Source organism: Syntrophomonas wolfei subsp. methylbutyratica (assembly GCF_001570625.1).
Taxonomy (GTDB): domain Bacteria; phylum Bacillota; class Syntrophomonadia; order Syntrophomonadales; family Syntrophomonadaceae; genus Syntrophomonas; species Syntrophomonas methylbutyratica.
Genome location: NZ_BBQT01000001.1, coordinates 29,670 through 46,634, shown reverse-complemented (window position 1 = coordinate 46,634; position 16,965 = coordinate 29,670). Strand labels below are relative to the sequence as shown.

The window sequence follows — 16,965 nt, the reverse complement described above, 5'->3', positions numbered from 1 at the left end:
TCAGTGCCGAAATAAATACTGCTATCGAAAACTAAAAGTATAATCCAACCTGGCTTTTCTATGGCTTTATCGGCGGGATCGTGATCTGTGCTTTCCAGCTTTGCCTGTCGCTGGTGATCCGCAGTTTTGCCGTACCGGTGGGGATCGCGTTGAACGGCGGCATATTAGGGCTGGTGGCGATGGCCAAGGGGTATGGGGTATGGTTCCCAGCTCAAAACATATGTAGTTTTATGAAAGAAGAACACAATTGTACTCTGATTTTTGTCCGTAGAACAGGACTGATTCCCCCCAACCGCTTGTTTAATGATAACCAGCTCACCGAGTTATACCGCTGTGTGCAGGACAGTCTTTATCCTTCAGAGTTTCGAGAAAGAGGGAAAGACCTTTACTTTGGTTGCAACTTAGAATAGCCCGCTTGCTTGCCTTGCCCTAATATTTTTGAGGTGCTTTATATTCCTTTTATATGCAGCGGGAGCGGCTGAGGGTTTAGATTGACCTAAAAAAAACCATTCCTTTGATCTTATTGCGTGCATTTCCGCCTTCAGTATATTTCTGAATATAGAAATATACTGAAATCTGTAGTATAATAAAAAAAACTATTTGGGGGTTACCATGCTGGATTATATGACTGTGAAGGAAGCGGGAGAAAAATGGGGCATCGGAAGCCGGATGGTAACGCTTTACTGTGCAGATGGGCGGATTAAAGGGACGGAGAAAATCGGCAATATGTGGCTGCTCCCTAAGGATGCAGAAAAGCCTAAAGATGGCAGGTATAAAAGGGGGCTAAAAAATGGGAAGTAGTATGAAAGAAATGCAAAATAACATTATAGGGTCCTTCCAATCGCTCTTTGGAAAGGAAGAACTGCTTGCGAAAGTAATCGAGTGCTTCCCCTATCCGATTCAGGTTTACGATCCGGACGGAACCTCGGTGCTGGTGAATAAGGCTATGCTGGCTGAATATCATACGATTAGCCCGGACATGGTTGTCGGGAAATACAATATATTCAAAGATCCTTATATTGTCGCCTCGGGCCAGCTCCCCGTGTTAAAGCGAGCTTTTCAGGGAGAAACGGTCTTTTTCCCGGATATCAAAGTGCCTTTGGAAGATATTGCGGAGCGATACGGAGTAGAGGACTTCGATATAGAGGCCGTATACCAGGATATTACGGTTTTCCCTATTCTGGACGGCGAAAAACGGGTGATCTATGTCGCGGCATTTTTAATCAACAGGAGGGTTTATCGCGGCAAGGATGAAATTGAAAAGGCAAAAGAATACATAGAAATCCACTGGCTGGAAAGGTTTGACTTGAACGAAACGGCAAGGGCGGCCTGCCTCAGCAAAGCCCATTTCACAAAGCTGTTCAAGAAGCATACCGGTGTAACGCCTCATGAGTATTATACTAATTATAAAATCAGCAAAGTGAAGGAGAAGCTGCTGGATGCCAACCTTTCCATCGCCCAAGTCTTTGCCGCCTGCAACATGGACTACAACGGCCATTCCGCCCGAGTATTTAAAAATAAAACCGGACTTTCCCCTTCTGCTTACCGGAAAAAGTCAGAATAAAAAATTGCCATAAAAAGTAATAAGAGAAAGCCCGGCTTTTGTGTGTACGAAAGCCCGGCTTTTTTTATTGTGAATAAAACAAGGTTCCCGGGATCCGTCAGCAATCCTTGAATGCGTTGACGGGTAGGGGTTCTTATTTTCAAGATAGCACTTTCCTTACTAATTATAAGCATATTCAACCTATCCTCACAGCCAGCCGGCTAATAAAATATTGATAGCCATAATGAAAGCATCGGCACTTTGGCTGGAAAGGAGCGTTCATATGGGCGGTAAAACGAAAAAGCAGCTGCTTGAGGAACTGTCGGAAGTACAGAAAATGTTGGAGAAAAGAACAGAGACTCAAGGTCATATGATAAGAAAATTTCAGACGCTTATCGAAAATGAGGGGCTGTTTTCTCAAATAATCGACTTTCTCCCTTATCCCCTCGCTATATTTACACCACAGTATACACTGTCCATGACAAATAAGGCTTTTGCGGCGGAAACAAAAACGCGGGTAATGTATCCGGAAAAAGGAGCCGCACGCATTCTTCAACACAAGATCAATGATATGCAACTGGCTGCCGCCATCACAGGGGTCTTTGCCGGGAATACCTTCTTTTTAGAGGACTTAAAGAACCCGTTTTCCATGTTTTCGGGAATTACGCAACAAAGCGCGTCGGAGCCTGACCTTTTTAATCGGGTCGTTATTTTTCCTGTTCCGGCCGATGATGCTGAAATCACCCACGGCGTGATTGTGTTTATACCGTGAGCAAACAGGACAAGACAAGTAAACACAGGCCGCTGGCGGTTGCGTGAATAACAAACCCTACAAAAATATCATAGGAGGATAAACAATGAAAACAAAAATTTTTGCATTTATTATTGCCGGTGTAATGGCATTCACCATGCTGTCCATACCGGGCATGAGCGCATTTGCGGAATCACTCCCGACAGGCGGCAGTTTGGAGGCCCCTCAAAATCTGACGGCGGAGCTCAAGGAATGGGAAGATGGAAGGCCCTATTTTGCGCTTAAGTGGACTAACCCTCGAAGCATATGGGAACTGGGACGATACGGCGTCGAACATGGAGAGTGGGGCGCGGAGTATCAGATTGATATGAAGGTCGGCGACGGGAAATGGCGCTCTGACATGGGCGAGAGTCTTTTCGGGAATGCGCTTTCGTTTGATGAAGAATTGGATGAACCCGGAAATTATGTAACAGATGACGTTAAATGCGACCCTATGGATCTCGGTGTGGGCGGTACTGCCGATATCAAGGCAAATGTCTATCATTTGCGGGTGAGATACGCCTATTCAGCTAATCAAGGCAGCGATGACGAGCATTATATATACAGCCCGTTTTCCAATATTGCTTCTATCGGTACCGAAGCGTTCTACAAGGAAGCGTCCGACTGGGCAAAGTCCGAGCTTCAGAAATCCAATGATCTCGGCCTGATCCCCGGCATATTGAAGGGCGCCGATATGACAAAACCGATCACGCGCGAGGAGTTTGCCGAGCTTGCGGTAGTGCTCTATGAAAGGGTTACGGACAAAAAAAGCGAGCCGGTTTCTCCAAACCCCTTTACGGACACGGCAAATCCGCAAATACTGAAGGCCTATAATCTCGGGATAACCTCAGGAACCTCACAAACCACCTTTTCGCCCAAAGTGCTGATTAACCGGGAGCAATGCGCGGCCATGCTGTTCAGAGCGATTAAGGCCATTCACCCCCAGGGTGATTACAGCGTAGCAGGCGTTAAGGATTTTCCCGACCAGAAAAACATTTCAAGCTGGGCGGTTGAAGCAACAAAATATATGAATAAAGTCGGAATTATTACCGGCGACGCCCAGGGCAATTTTATGCCCAAGGCAACCACGCCGGCGCAGGAGGCCGCCGGATACGGCATGGCAACGAGAGAACAGGCCATAGCTTTATCGGTCAGGACCCATGATAAAGCGCCGGATATTAAAGCATCAAGCGCGGGCAATTCCAATCCCGTTGACAATTCATCGGGAAAGGCGGCAAGCAGCGGCGGCCGCTTACCCGCAGACATAATAGCCGGGCTGCCGGGCTGGCTGCCGGACTGGTTTCTCGACATCCCCATTGCTGCCGATGCGGAATTCGGCGCCCTCGGCGGGATATATCCACCCAGTGACGATATGATCATGATTGGCTACACGTCAGAACAAACTCTAGAAGCCCTGTATTATTTGTACGTTGATTTCATGAAAGGCTTGGAGGACTTTTTTACATACAAACAGGATGACGGAAGAGCCTACTATGTTCGCGGCGTCAGGGATGGCTGGGAGATAGATATATCCGTTGCGCTTAGCGGGGGAAATCTAGTGGGGATTCAAGTCAAACCGCATAAAGAGTATTAGTAAAAAGAGGGGAGTTCAATATGAGAAAATTATTGTCATTGATTTTAATGCTGATACTTCTTGCGGGCATAATTACAGGCTGCGCAGGAGGAAAGTCACATACTGCAGCGCCTTCGGGGACCAATAATCAGAATGAGGCTGAAGCCGGTTTCACGCAAAATGTACCGGATGAAAACGGCGGGAAATCAACTCAACAGGGTAAATCGACAATTTCCGCCGGCTACAATGCCTACAAGCAGGCTCGTGACGCCTTTGACAAGTATGCTTTGGAGCAAAGTCACAGCCATGAAGTTGTAGATGTGGGTATTGGGCTTGTAAGCGCCTTTGAATTGAAGATTATTGAGTATTTACTGCCGCTTGTTTTTATCGGAGAATCGATAAACAGCACAGGACGGTATAACGAGGCCATGGAAACCACCATGCTGCAGACAGGCTGGGCTGACGACGCCAAGCTGACCGACAACGGGGACGGCAACTTTTTAGTGACAGGCACCTCCCGTGATGGCGGCGCAATGAGCATCAGGATTGAATACGATCCCGACCGGGACGATCTTCGCCTGGAGGCGCAAAAGGATGGAGAGCCGGCGCTGCTCTTTGAATATGCGAAGAACGGCGGCGGTTACGCGGCGCAGTATTATTTCAAGGCGATTACGGGCCGTGATTTCAGCGGTGCTAAAGAGCAGATGTGTGTTTACAGAACTATTTTTGATGGGCAAAACGGCTCCTGCGCCCGCTTTGACGGTATAGATGCCGAACCGGAAACTTTGCTTGGCGGCGTTCCCTCGGAGGAAGATTTCATCAGCGGAGCTACTCACTGGTTCACCATTGCCAATGGAGAATTTACAGGGAAACTGAACGGAAAGGCTTTTTAGCCAGCGCAGCAGTGAAAATATGCGCAAATTTTTCAAGGAGGAACGGCAAGTGAAAAAGAGATTTTTGTTACCCATATTAATCTTAATAACAAATTGATTGGAGGGGAATTATACTACACTATAGATGATGAGAGTTTTGTATTTGGGGCTATGCATGACGAATGAATAACAACAAATTTATTTTTCGCATATAGTTGCTGTAATTTGCCCCAAACGCAAAAATCATTTGCGGTGAGTGTGGCGGTTTTTATGGTTCCAAGGTCTGGGGATCAAACACCAAATATCGGCGTACGGTATGGCGGTGCAATAAGAAGTATAAAAACTATAGGCCTTGGCAGTCATTGATAAAGTCATAATTCATGATGCTGATGACATCCATTTTACTTTCAGAGACGGTACGGTAATTAAAGTTTAATAATTATAAACAACTAATCCGCAGGGCTGGCTACCATTCCGTTGTGCGGATTTTATTGTTTCTTTCTGAAGAGTGCTATTTTGACAGTAAAGCTAAAGAATGAGCAAAAAGATGTTGACAATAGGTAACATGTTGCATATAATAAATGCGTAACATATTACCTTAATTATATTTGCGAGGTTGTACTATGAATCAATTAGAACAGAAGGCATACATTTTCGGGACGATATTTGCCTTGTCAAACAAATTGCAGGTGATTGGGGATAAATTTGATAAAAATATCACCATTAAACAGTGGCTGCTCCTGGTAAGTATTTCAAAATTCGAGGAACCACCGACAATAAGCGAAGTAGCCAACTATGTCGGCTATTCTCGCCAAAATGCCAAGCGAATGGCGGCTGTGCTGCAGGAACGAGGCTTTGTAACCATAGCCAAAGATGAAAACGATGCACGAGCTCTTCGCATTGCACGGACGCCAAAGTGTATAGAATACTTTGCCGGGCGCGATCAGAGGGAATTGGAATTCCTGGAGGAGATTTTCAATGGATTTGATGCTGAATTAACCGCTGGTTTTTATCAGGGCTTATCCAGGCTTGAAAAAAATATTGCAACGATGATATAGATAATGATGCAAACGACAGTTAAGGGGTTGTCGTGTCATCGAGATAAAACCAAATCAGAATTTGCCAAGGATTCAAACCCAACCCGAGAAAAATGGCTGTGTATAGACAACTATGGTGCGGTTTTACTATATGGCGTAAAGCCGAGTATATGAGGAGGGGCTGGCATAAATAAAAAAGGTATCCGAAATCTAGGCTTATTTATTTCCATTGTTATTATAAGCGGGTGGTTAGGGGTCCTGCTTGATTCTGTCCTCACCGAGCAGCCCGAAGGTGATTCTCTTGGTATGGGTGTATGGTTGGTATTACCTCTGCTGACTGCCTTGGTAATCATTTTAATTTCACGGTTCAGTTGGAAAGAACTTGGCTTAAAACCGAACTTTAAAGGCAATATAAAATGGTACCTGGCTTCGATTCTTATTTTCCCGGTTGTAACCGCCATCGTTATGCTAATTGGAGCAGCCACGAATTGGATAGACTTGTCCGCATTTGCTCTCAGACCTTTTATTGTCGCGTTTGGCAGTACTATGTTCGTTAATTTTATTATTGATATCTTTGAAGAGACTGCCTGGCGCGGTTATCTGACTTCCCAACTTCTCAAACTAAATCTTAATGACTGGAAGCTATATCTTATCGTCGGTTGTGTGTGGGCCGCATGGCATATTCCATATTATTTGGTTTTTTTGCCGGAGGCAGATATACAAGCGGTAATGCCAGTCAGTCGGGCTATCTATGTTGTCGTTGCTTTTACCACTTTCTTATGCTGGACGGTGATGTTTACTGAACTTTTCCGGGTAACAAAGTCAGTCTGGCCCTGTGTTATATTGCATACGGTGGAGGATTCACTTATAAATTTGTTAGTTATATCAGGTTATATCAGCATTGCTGTCGGAAAAGAAATACTGGTTTCCCCTATCAATGGAATCATTGCTTCAATTTTGTATTTAGCTGTTGGGCTGGGAATAAGAGCCTATAGAATAAAAGCTTGTGGAATGCGATCAGACCAAATCCTTATTAGTAAAGCTGAAGAGTGTTCAGGATGAGGAATAATGAGCGATCCAGCGGTCCATGGAGATGGTGTGTATGGATAGCGCCCATATTGAACTGATCGTTTAAGGAGTTGATTTTTTGTGAAAAGAGGTAAAAAAAATATGGTCTGGAGCCTAGCGGTTGCAGCGTTAATTGCCGGCATATTGATATGGTTTATCGTTCCTTATTCACCTACTAAAGCAGAATTTGCTAAATTGACCAGCTATCAAATGACTAAAACGATGACCCAAGGCGGGATTATTACTTCCGAAGATATTGCAGAATTGCCCCTGCCAGTGCAGAAGTACTTTCAGTATTGCGGATATATCGGTAAATCCAAAATGTCGAATATGATTATGCATTTTAACGATGTTGATTTTGTGTTAACACCAGACAAACCAAAGCTGAAAATAAAATACACCCAGTATAACTACGTAGCAGAACCAGAAAGATTTGCTAATATTAATACAAGTTTGTATGGTATCCCTTTCGAAGGTATCGATGCTTACCAGAATGGTGCAGGTTCCATGAAAGGTGTTATTGCCAAAACTTTTACTTTGTTTGATCAAAAGGGTGAAGCGATGGATCAAGCCAGTCTGGTTACCTGCCTGGCTGAAAGCTTGCTATTACCTACCTTAGCCCTGCAAGAATATATTAGCTGGGAAGAGATTGACGAAACTCACGCTCAGGCAGTGATAAATTTTTATGGAATATCAGCCAGTGGAATCTTTACCTTTGACGATAATGGCGCCATGACCAGGTTCACTACCAATGACCGAGAATATACCGATACCAAAGGCAATAGTCAAAAGGTAAAGTGGTTGGCAGTCTGTGGAGATTATGAAGAGGTTGATGGAATCAAGTATCCATCAAATCTAAAAGCCGTATGGCATTTAGAAACTGGAGATCTGGTATATTTTGATGGCCGAGATATAACCGTAAAATACGACGTGTCCAAGTGAGCCCGCTTTATTAAATGGGGGTAAGAAGAATGAGAATATGCAACCAGTGTCGATCGGAAATGATTAAGTGGTATCCCGCTTACTTCATGTATCGCTTCAGTTCTTCATAGAAGTTTTCGCGGGTGCCTGCAAGGATAACAACAACGGTTTCGCCACCTTCTTCAACGATGGTATAGGCCAACTCGTAGTTGGTTTTATTGTGGAAGATATCGCAGCAATATACGCCGCTAAGATCACCGGTTTTAGGTTCACCATAATAAGGATTCCTTAGAATCTGATCGACAATAGCTTGAAATTTTTCTTTTAGCGGTTTCTCTTTAAGCTTTTTAAGATAGCGTGCGGCAGGAGGCAAAATGACTAATTTGGTCATCAGTCTGCCTCCGAGCCGAAGACATCTTCATAGTTATCGCTTGATGCGTGGCCCTGAGCTGCAAGACGGGCCTCCTCAAGCAAGCGTTCCACAGCGGGACGAACTTGGCGACGGGTTTCCTTAAACTTATCAAGCAGTTCTTGTCCGGAAAGACCTTGGGATATTAAATCAGCCAAAATCTGTTCGTCAAATTCTCCGCCGCTTTCCCGAACGGGACGGATGACGATGGCATTGTTTTGGACGTAGCATTCTACTTCCTTGTCAATGCCGACGCTGTTATAGAACTCAATCGGTATGGTTATCTGGCGTTTCTGAGACACCGAGATGCGTTTCTTTATCATAGGATTTTCTCCTTTGGTTTTAACTTGAGACATTACTGTCCTCCTTTGGTAGTCTATGCTGATTCAAAAGAAAGCATTCAAAGAATCTTTGATTAATCATAGCAAAGAAACAAAGAAAACTCAAGTGTAGGGGGGCAGGAATAAGCATATTCTATTAGGCTTTGTTCTTATTTGTATGAAGAGGCACAGGTTTCATCGAAGAGGAGACAGTTTCTATTTTTACAGGTGTGGCGATTATGGGAAACAGTGGTATAATTTGTATCGGTAATAGATAGTGATATAAGGAATAACCCTAAACAGGTAAGGTTTGCGGAGTTGGACAAAATATTAATCAGGACTGGATTCGAACGAAGGCAGCCGGGCGGCGGTTCCAGCCACTATATTTACACAAAAGACGGGGATTCCCTGGTTGTGCCTTTTGACCAACCGCATATTAAAGCTGTTTATGTTGAAAGAGCTATAAAGCTACTGGAAGGAGGTAAAATCGATGAATAAAGACCTTGATTACTACATGGCCCTCCCTTATAAGGTGGTTCTTGTTGCTTGTGATGAAGGCGGGTATGTGGCTGAAATACCTGATTTAAAGGGATGCATTACTCAGGCAGAAACAAAAGAAGAAATTGTGGGAATGATAGATGATGCTAAAAGGCTTTGGTTGCTTGCAGCTCTGGAAGACGGCAAGGAGATCCCGGAGCCTGGCAAAGAAGACGATTACTCAGGAAAATTCAATGTTCGGGTTCCCAAGACATTGCATCGTACGCTTGTTGAGCTGGCCAGTTCCGAAGGAGTAAGCTTAAACCAGTTTATAACTTATACCCTTTCTCGTGCCGTTGGACTTCGGCCTTTTTAAGGATTAACCTGCTGCCGCAGCTATTTATGGACTGCGACTACGCCGGTGTCTGGGACGGCATAATTGATATCGGCCGAAATGGCCCACATCCATGCGGATGTGGCAAGAAATATAAGAAGTGCTGCGGAATAATGTACCGTAGCACTCATATTGTCGAAGGTTTCTTTATTAGTAGATAATCATAACCTGTTTTGATATAATCCATAACTTTGTCGGCAATTACCTTTTGTCCGTTCCGGTTGGGGTGCATTCCGTCTCTGCAAATTATTTTAGTGAAGTCAGGGAACTGCAAAAATGCACTTCTGACATCAATGAATTTGGTATGGGTTTCTTCGGCAACTTTGCTAATGACTAAACTGTATTTTTCCTGCCAGTAATAAATTTCCGCAACGTTTCCCAGCCATTTAAGAATATTACTCTGGGCAATAGGGTTGTTTTTACTAACCCATTCTAAATATTTATCAGCGTTAAGCGGAGGCAAGGTCATCAGCACGGGAGTAACTTTAATATTTTTTAGCAGTTCTATAGTCTCACGAAGGGCTGTTTCAAATATTTTGATTTCTGTCTGGGGCAAATGGTCGGTATAGGGGTTATCTGCTACTTCATCCCAATTAAAGGTGCAATCATTCCCGCCATATTCAATTAAAACCATATCCGGGTTTTCTTTACTAATGTATCTTTCCAGTTTACCAATTCCTCTGGTTATAGTACTGCCAAACTTTGAAACATTTTTAACAGAACATCTAATTTTAGTGCTGATTGTATCCACATAATTGTCTTGCAGTACAATATATCTGTTCTTGGTTTCATCATATATTACCCCTTTAGAGATTGAATCCCCTGACACCAGGATTTTGATGTTATCGCCATTGTTCATCTCTCTCATATAATCACCTTCTATCATTAATAGGTACCATTATATACACAACATATCATGCCTAATTGCATAGGTCAAACAACAACAGGTTCATCAAAGCTCTTATTTAATGGAGGAGGTAATGACAATTGATCCCTATCATTATTAAAAATCTGGAAAGAGTCAGAACATCCAAGCCTTTGATTCATCCCCTCCATTCCCAGTACAGTAGATTTAAAGGCTTATCGAGCGAAGACAACTCCTGCACTATTTCTTTTTGGATGGGAAATTAAATTAGACTTTCCTTTCTATAAAATGTTTAGTTAGCTTTTAATACTGTTAAATCTCGCTTAAGTTCTTTTAACGCATAGGTTAACAGTGCAAGAATGCTCTTTAGATAGTCGATTCGTTCCTGTGATGCATTAGCTTCTAACAGAAGCTGATTACGAAGGGATTTCTCTCTGGCCACAGCTTCGTCATACAAAATCTGTTCTTTTTGTTTAATTTTCTTTCTCCTAAAAACCAGAAAGAAAATAGATCCAACTAGAGCTAATAGCCCATCATTAAGACCTGGTGTCAAGTATGGCAGATGTGAACTTATAAAGGTGCCGGCAGCATCCTCAGATGGAATATATTCTTCGGGATTGCTTATTTTGCTTGTACCGTATGCATAAATAGCGCGAAAAGAAATATCAGCTTCAGCAATAGTTTGAAGAGTTATCCTAAGTACATTAGCAATTTCACTGCTGCCAATAACCCGGTCTTGATCTTTTAATGCCCGGGAAGCCTCGGTAATAACTATCTCAACCGGTTTTAGTGAGTTTATTGTCGCAAAATTCAAATCAGGCAATAACATTTTCTTTTCTCTTCCTTCCTTTGCTGTAATCAATGGACAAGGAACCTGTCCCCCTTGACCCTCCAATAACTTGAAATACGGACAGTTATGCTTGCTGCTCTCACAAGGTCAATATCATTGATTTTTATAATTTCTTATTTGGTGGTAATAGTAAAACAGTCTCCTGGAGCCTCTCCTATATAAACAACCTTTCCATTTTCGGGAAGCTTCACTGCTTGATTACCGTTTACCGTAGAATAGTAAACACACGATTCTTCATCATAAACAGCAAATGACGCGTTTTCCGGCAAATTAACCGTCATTGTTTTACCGGCATCATTTTGGCTGATAGTATACCATCGAGCATATCCGTTCTCCTGGATTGTGCAGATAGCATTATCCCCCGCATACATATCGGCCATATCTTTTTCACTAATAAAAATCGAGCCAGCATTTGAAAGATATTCTTTCCCGTCAATATTTGAAATTTCAAGGGTTCCTAAATCGCGGCCTGCCATAAGAGGAATTTGTACATCTTGCCAAGCCGTATCAGAATCAACAATTTTATATTGTACGGCATAGCCTGGCAATTCTTTATTGGTGGTGATTTCAAAATGCGAGCTTTCCAGCTTATGATAAGCCTGACTTTGAGGAATTTCATTTACAATATAATATTTTGTTCCGTTTCGTTCATCCCATGCTTTTTGCGATACATCATCTATAATATTAGGCTCTGTTTTCTCATACTCATATGAAGTCATAACCGTCTGTCCCATATTAGGCAAATTAAAAAATTGCTTGATCTGTATATATGTTTTCCCATTTGACTCATTCACAAAAGTCAACTTTTTGCTACCATCTTCGTTGACAAATACACCTTCAGATGTATAAAGATAAATTTCATCAGGTATATCTTTATGTGATAAAGCCGAAATAGTGATTTTCCCCTCTGTTCCAACACTTACATTCATAACCATGGCGTTGTTAGCATAGATACCTGCATATGAAGTTTGTTCTAATGGCATCGAGGATAGAACCGGTGCTTGAAGGTCTCTAGGTGGAATAATTTCTGTAATATCATTTTCGGCTAACAGGGTTTTAAGAAGCAATGTTTGACCCATTACTTGTCCGTAGAAGCTGGAACCGCCTGATAACACAGCCGCAAAAGCCATATTGTATTCAGGAAGCACTATCATGCTGCCATGATACAAGCCTGTATCACCGCCCTTTACTAATGCTTGAATATGGTATTGGCTGTATGGATATGCATCAACTGAATCCCAGCCTAAACCATAGCCAAAAAGTCCTTCGTTCTGTTCAGGCCCTATACTTCTCAGATACTCTTTTTGCATCGTCTTGGTCTTTGCATACTGAGATAATAGTTTTGCCGCAGCTGCATATCCCGGGTCGTTCATATAGGCTTGTCCCAATCGGCATAAGTCTTCAGCTGTTGAGTATACTCCGCCTGCTCCGATCATATTTAAAGTTTCGATAGGTGTTTCTTTTTCATTTATAAATGTTCTTGCAAGACGATTTCTATCAAAGTCGTCTTGAGGTGTTTTGGTATTAGTCATGCCAAGAGGTTCCGTAATATTTTTCTTTATAAATTCTGAAAAACTCATGCCGCTAACCTTTTCAACAACAAGCTCTGCCAGAGTAAATCCGTCATTGCAATAAACGGAAAATTCTCCTGGATCTCCCTTTAATTTTTGTTTGGCAAGCTCTTTTAAAAAATTATCATGATTAAGTGTAGTTGGGTAATCATACATTCCACTGTTAACATAGAGGCTGCCCATTATTCCCGAAGAATGGTTTAAAAGCATCCTTACAGTTATTTCTTTATAGCGTTCATCTGCCATTTTAAATTCCGGAAGATAGGTTGCGACCGGTTCATCTAAGTTCAATTTACCTTGATCTGAAAGCAGCATTATGGCAGTGGCAGGAAACATTTTGCTTATTGAACCTATGCCAAATATTGATTTATTATCTAAGGTCTTGATATTAGCTTTGTGAAAAATTCCGGATGTACCTGAAACGACAATTTTCCCATCAGAAATCAACGCATACTGAACTCCGGAAACTTTATAGTCATTTACAAGAACTTCAGCCAATTCAACGGCTGATTTTTTGACATCAGTATAAATATCGTTTTCAGCAAATGCAATGCTTGGAAACATCATAAATATTGCCACCACTACATAAAACCAAGGTGTTTTTAGTTTTTTCATACTGTTGTCATCCTCCGTATTCCTTTTCTTTTTCCAGTTATCCTGGTTCTAGCCGCAGCAATCGCCCAAAATTGCCAGCTGTCTTTGCATTATATTACCAGGCTAACAAAAAGGCAACAAATTTAACTAAAGAATGCGCAAAAGATGTTGACAATAGGTAATCGTTTGATCTGTGTAAAGAAACGCGTTTTAAATTTTCGCTGTACCGTATTAAAAGAATAGCTGCCAAAGACCACTTGCATTTCAGGGATGATGGAGGCCTTCTGCTTTATAGACAATACTTTGCGGCTTCCTCATAAATTTCGTGATACCTGATTCTTTTCGCAGTAGCCCAAAGTGCTTCGAAATCTGATAAGTATTCTCCTTTGTATAGGGATAAAAGATTTTTTGCTTGCACTTTGGTATTATGAAGCTTAAATTCTTCATATATCCTTTCAAAAAGGTCGATATCGCACGCAATTTCGTCCCGGCAGATAAAATAGCGGTTTTCCCGGTATATGACTGATTCCATTATGCCGGCACATTCAAGGTCATTTTTTATGTGCCTCAGATTTACCGCAATCAGGTTTTTTATATTATTGGATTCCGATTCCCACCAAATAGCGTTATATATTTGTTCTTTTGTAGCCCCCTGGTCGCCTGCATCGAGCAGAAAGGCCAAAAGTTCACGTTCCTTTTTCGACCTAAATTTTAAAAGCTTTTGCCTGCTTCTGTCTTGATAAACGGTAAAGGCTCCCAATGTTTCAATATATACTTTCTTTGGTCGGTATCCGGCAAATTCTATCATCTGCTTGGTAAATTCAGGCTCTATTCCGTAGTTATACGCAAATTCCAGGACTGGGTCGTAAGCCTTCCGCAACCTGAAATATTCATAGAACCCATGGTCGGAGCAAAGCTTAAGATAACGCCCTGTCAGGCTGGTCGCCTTTTCATGATCCTTTGTCTCGATTGCCGCTCTTACAAGTACTCCGTATGCCAGCGACGCATGAAGGAGCATACCGGAGCTCTCTCCTGTCTCTATGCACAGGTTCGCACATTTAACCGCGTTCGGATAATCGGATATAGCGGAAAAATACCCCATAAGTCTGGCCAGGACAAGGCTTTTTAAATAAGCTCCCGCCTGGTCAAGATTTTCAAAGATTTCCCGAACAATGTCTTCCTTCGGGTCATCCGTAAAAATAAGGCTGTAGGTAAGACGCTGCATTTTTGCCCAATGCATCTGAAAATTAGTTTTACGGTAAAGAGGCGCATACTCGTCCGCCAAGGTAAAATACTTTACGGCGGTTTCATAGGATGCGTTTTCGCCGTTCATTTTATCAATAAAGGTATTCTGAAAGTGAATTTCAGCTGCCAACAGGTAGCCTGCCCACATTTCCTCATAGTTTCCTGTATTCCTGAGCCGTTGAAGCTCCTCCGACAGTGCGGACAGTGAACGGCTTCGTTCTCCCAGCATCTGATAAGCCTTGGCCACATAGATGCCCGTACTGTGCATACCCAAATAGTTCAGTTCATCCTCGGGAAGCTCAAGGGATTTTTCGTAATAGTAAACCGACTCCTTCATCCTGCCGGCAAAAAATTGAATTGTGCAAAGATACCTTTCAAACCAACGCATGATCTTAATATTGCCGACATGGGCGCAGCTCTCTATCATATGCCGTGCAAGAGCATAGGCCTCGCCTATCTGCGAATTCCAGCACAGGTTGTACAGCTTTTCGATGACTACAGAATATGCCAGTTCCCCAGTCGGATCGTCAAGCTTGGCGATCAACTCATCAAGCAGCCTGTTTGATTCTTCGAATGAAACGAAATTACGGAGAACCCTTGCCTTATGCATCATAGCCTCAAAATAAAGCTCCTTATCGTCTCTGTTCATTAAGGGTATCGCTGCCTCAAGGCATGCTTTGGCCTGTACAAAATTTCCGAGAACGGACAGAAAAGCACCCTTGGCTACAAGAATTCTTGGATTTAGTTCGACCGCCGCATCATTAAGCGCCCGGAACCATATCCGAAGCTCATTGTAATTGCCGGCTTTTATGTAATCTCTGTAGCATGCGAGGATTATATTTTCCAGAAGTTCGTCATCCTTCGAATCAATGGCGTACCGGGCTGCCCTTGAATACTGCTTATGATCAAAATAGTACCGGGCGGCTTTCTGCCTCAGTAAAGGCATTTGGTCCTTATCTCCCGTTTCCAGCAGGCCGCTTCTGAAAAGCGCGTGGTAGCGATAAAACCCGTCGCCTGTTTTGATGGTGAATATATTTCTGGATACAAGGCTTTCCAGCATGAGTCGTGTATTTTTTTTATTCAGGACATTATCCAGCATCTGTGCGTCCAGCACGTCAAAGCAGGCGGATTTTTTAAGGAAATCCACCATGTCGGAGTTCAGATTGGCTATGCATTCACGGAAAAGGTAGGCATACAAAGTTTCATTGCCGTAGGAAGTAATGTCGCCAATGGATATACCGTTCTCCAGCAATACCTGGAAAGAACGGATGGCCAGAGGCCACCCCTCCGTGGAACCGTAAATGGCGGGATCGTCAAAACCCAGGATACCGACGATTTCTTCTCTTGTAAACGCAAGCTCCTTTTGGGTCAGTTCTGTGATCTTGCCCTTTACTTTAAACGATAAAAAATCCTGCCAAGGAGCCTCTCTGCTGCCGAAACAAAGCTTGGCATTGTTAGGGAGATACTTGATCAGGCAGGTGATAAGCTTTTTGACCTCGTCTTCTTCTATGGTATGCAGATCGTCCATGATGGCGACAAAATCACCGGAAATATTTTCAATGCTGCAGATCAGTGCACCCGCAAGCATGGAGATGAAATTGTTCTTTTCGGAAAAGGGCAGGTATTCCGAGGCGGAGAAGTCAAATTCCGGGAAAGTCTGCTTTACAGCCTCGCAGAGCGTGTTTATAAAGGTAAAAATATCGTTTTCTCCGTCCAGAGAAAGCCAGACGACCTTTTCGGTGCTGTTTGCAAATTGCGACAGAAGGGTCGTCTTGCCGTGACCCGCGCCGGCATGGATATACACAAGCTTTGTTGGACTGTTAAGGACGGTATCTATTAAATTTTGGCGTACAATTTCTCCTGCGGCGGCTCGGGGAATCGTCAGCCTCGCGCTTGGTATATTGAACATGCACATACACTCCACAACTAATATATGATTGGTAAATTGTAACACAAATTAGGGAAAATTGCGGGAAGCATACGAAGAATTATGATAAAAAAGTCGGAATGAGAAAGTTTTTAAAAAAGTTTTGCAGTTATGTTCACGGTTTTGTTAATTGCCGGTGTTTTAAAATTATCTGAACAGTAGTATGCACTGCTGATATACAGCTTGGTCGTAAAATGAGGTGATTTAGATGAATACTGATATGATAGAAAAAATTCCAGATGAGGACTGTGGTGTGGATGAGGAAATGTTTCCCTGCCTGGGGAAGTGCTGCTGCAAAAACGATGCCTTATTCATGGTTTCATATGAAAAGACTTGCCCGCACTGTGACATATGGTCCTCTCTTCCTTATGGAGCAGATCTAAAAACGGTGACTGTTTTTGAATGCAGCAGATTAGGTTACGGCAAAAGGTTAGCGGGATAACGGAATAATGAAATGATGTTGAGATTAAATGTTGATGTTTAAGGATAATAACTTAATATTTGTGAAT

At 42.7% G+C, this 16,965-nt stretch carries 18 protein-coding genes; 12 read left to right on the top strand and 6 right to left on the bottom strand.

Annotated elements, in window-relative coordinates; genetic code table 11:
- Nucleotides 1-80 precede the first annotated feature (80 nt).
- The 9 genes from AWB54_RS16190 to AWB54_RS00150 all read left to right on the top strand — a co-directional run bounded on the left by AWB54_RS16190 (nt 81) and on the right by AWB54_RS00150 (nt 7,825).
- Nucleotides 81-410 carry an ABC transporter permease gene (locus AWB54_RS16190; RefSeq protein ID WP_235811048.1) on the top strand — a complete coding sequence of 110 codons (330 nt, stop codon included), beginning with the start codon at nt 81-83 and terminating at the stop codon, nt 408-410.
- A gap of 202 nt (nt 411-612) precedes the next feature.
- Nucleotides 613-801, top strand: coding sequence for a DNA-binding protein (locus AWB54_RS00190; protein WP_394326486.1), 189 nt, complete (start codon nt 613-615; stop codon nt 799-801).
- Entirely contained in the window at nt 791-1,564 is a 774-nt protein-coding gene (locus AWB54_RS00185; protein WP_061212634.1) for a helix-turn-helix domain-containing protein, read from the top strand. Before AWB54_RS00190 ends, AWB54_RS00185 begins: the two co-directional genes overlap by 11 nt.
- Nucleotides 1,565-1,826: 262 nt before the next feature.
- Nucleotides 1,827-2,315: a hypothetical protein gene (locus AWB54_RS00175; RefSeq protein ID WP_061212632.1), complete on the top strand. Its 489-nt coding sequence runs from the start codon at nt 1,827-1,829 to the stop codon at nt 2,313-2,315.
- Between the two features lie 85 nt (nt 2,316-2,400).
- The gene (locus AWB54_RS00170) at nt 2,401-3,927 is read left to right on the top strand and encodes an S-layer homology domain-containing protein (RefSeq protein WP_061212631.1); all 1,527 of its coding nucleotides are present in this window, start codon (nt 2,401-2,403) and stop codon (nt 3,925-3,927) included.
- A gap of 20 nt (nt 3,928-3,947) precedes the next feature.
- Entirely contained in the window at nt 3,948-4,799 is an 852-nt protein-coding gene (locus AWB54_RS00165) for a hypothetical protein (protein ID WP_061212630.1), read from the top strand.
- A gap of 602 nt (nt 4,800-5,401) precedes the next feature.
- Nucleotides 5,402-5,836, top strand: a complete 435-nt coding sequence (locus AWB54_RS00160; protein ID WP_061212629.1) for a MarR family winged helix-turn-helix transcriptional regulator — start codon at nt 5,402-5,404, stop codon at nt 5,834-5,836.
- A 285-nt stretch (nt 5,837-6,121) separates the two neighbouring features.
- A complete protein-coding gene (locus AWB54_RS00155; RefSeq protein WP_235811047.1) occupies nt 6,122-6,877 on the top strand; it encodes a CPBP family intramembrane glutamic endopeptidase in 756 nt (251 codons plus the stop codon).
- 87 nt (nt 6,878-6,964) lie between these two features.
- Entirely contained in the window at nt 6,965-7,825 is an 861-nt protein-coding gene (locus tag AWB54_RS00150) for a DUF6544 family protein (protein WP_153014623.1), read from the top strand.
- A gap of 79 nt (nt 7,826-7,904) precedes the next feature.
- On the opposite strand, the gene AWB54_RS00145 is transcribed toward AWB54_RS00150, so the two are convergent.
- Both AWB54_RS00145 and AWB54_RS00140 read right to left on the bottom strand, forming a co-directional pair.
- Nucleotides 7,905-8,195, bottom strand: coding sequence for a type II toxin-antitoxin system RelE/ParE family toxin (locus tag AWB54_RS00145; protein WP_061212627.1), 291 nt, complete (start codon nt 8,193-8,195; stop codon nt 7,905-7,907).
- Nucleotides 8,195-8,569: an AbrB/MazE/SpoVT family DNA-binding domain-containing protein gene (locus AWB54_RS00140; protein WP_082735919.1), complete on the bottom strand. Its 375-nt coding sequence runs from the start codon at nt 8,567-8,569 to the stop codon at nt 8,195-8,197. Before AWB54_RS00140 ends, AWB54_RS00145 begins: the two co-directional genes overlap by 1 nt.
- A 282-nt stretch (nt 8,570-8,851) precedes the next feature.
- Here AWB54_RS00140 and AWB54_RS00135 point away from each other — a divergent pair, with 282 nt between their 5' ends.
- A complete protein-coding gene (locus AWB54_RS00135) occupies nt 8,852-9,031 on the top strand; it encodes a toxin HicA (RefSeq protein WP_338064108.1) in 180 nt (59 codons plus the stop codon).
- Nucleotides 9,024-9,386 carry a type II toxin-antitoxin system HicB family antitoxin gene (locus AWB54_RS00130; RefSeq protein ID WP_061212625.1) on the top strand — a complete coding sequence of 121 codons (363 nt, stop codon included), beginning with the start codon at nt 9,024-9,026 and terminating at the stop codon, nt 9,384-9,386. Before AWB54_RS00135 ends, AWB54_RS00130 begins: the two co-directional genes overlap by 8 nt.
- Nucleotides 9,387-9,531: 145 nt before the next feature.
- Here the strand turns inward: AWB54_RS00130 and AWB54_RS00125 are convergent, their stop codons facing one another.
- From AWB54_RS00125 to AWB54_RS00110, 4 genes are all read right to left on the bottom strand, one after another.
- Entirely contained in the window at nt 9,532-10,272 is a 741-nt protein-coding gene (locus tag AWB54_RS00125) for an SGNH/GDSL hydrolase family protein (protein WP_061212624.1), read from the bottom strand.
- Between the two features lie 289 nt (nt 10,273-10,561).
- Complete coding sequence (locus AWB54_RS00120; protein ID WP_061212623.1) at nt 10,562-11,131, bottom strand: hypothetical protein; 570 nt, start codon at nt 11,129-11,131, stop codon at nt 10,562-10,564.
- Nucleotides 11,132-11,232: 101 nt separating this feature from the next.
- Complete coding sequence (locus AWB54_RS00115; protein ID WP_061212622.1) at nt 11,233-13,305, bottom strand: serine hydrolase domain-containing protein; 2,073 nt, start codon at nt 13,303-13,305, stop codon at nt 11,233-11,235.
- A gap of 268 nt (nt 13,306-13,573) precedes the next feature.
- Nucleotides 13,574-16,438, bottom strand: a complete 2,865-nt coding sequence (locus tag AWB54_RS00110; RefSeq protein WP_061212621.1) for a hypothetical protein — start codon at nt 16,436-16,438, stop codon at nt 13,574-13,576.
- A 226-nt stretch (nt 16,439-16,664) separates the two neighbouring features.
- Between AWB54_RS00110 and AWB54_RS00105 the strand changes: the two genes are divergently transcribed.
- The gene (locus AWB54_RS00105) at nt 16,665-16,898 is read left to right on the top strand and encodes a hypothetical protein (RefSeq protein WP_061212620.1); all 234 of its coding nucleotides are present in this window, start codon (nt 16,665-16,667) and stop codon (nt 16,896-16,898) included.
- Nucleotides 16,899-16,965: the final 67 nt, after the last annotated feature.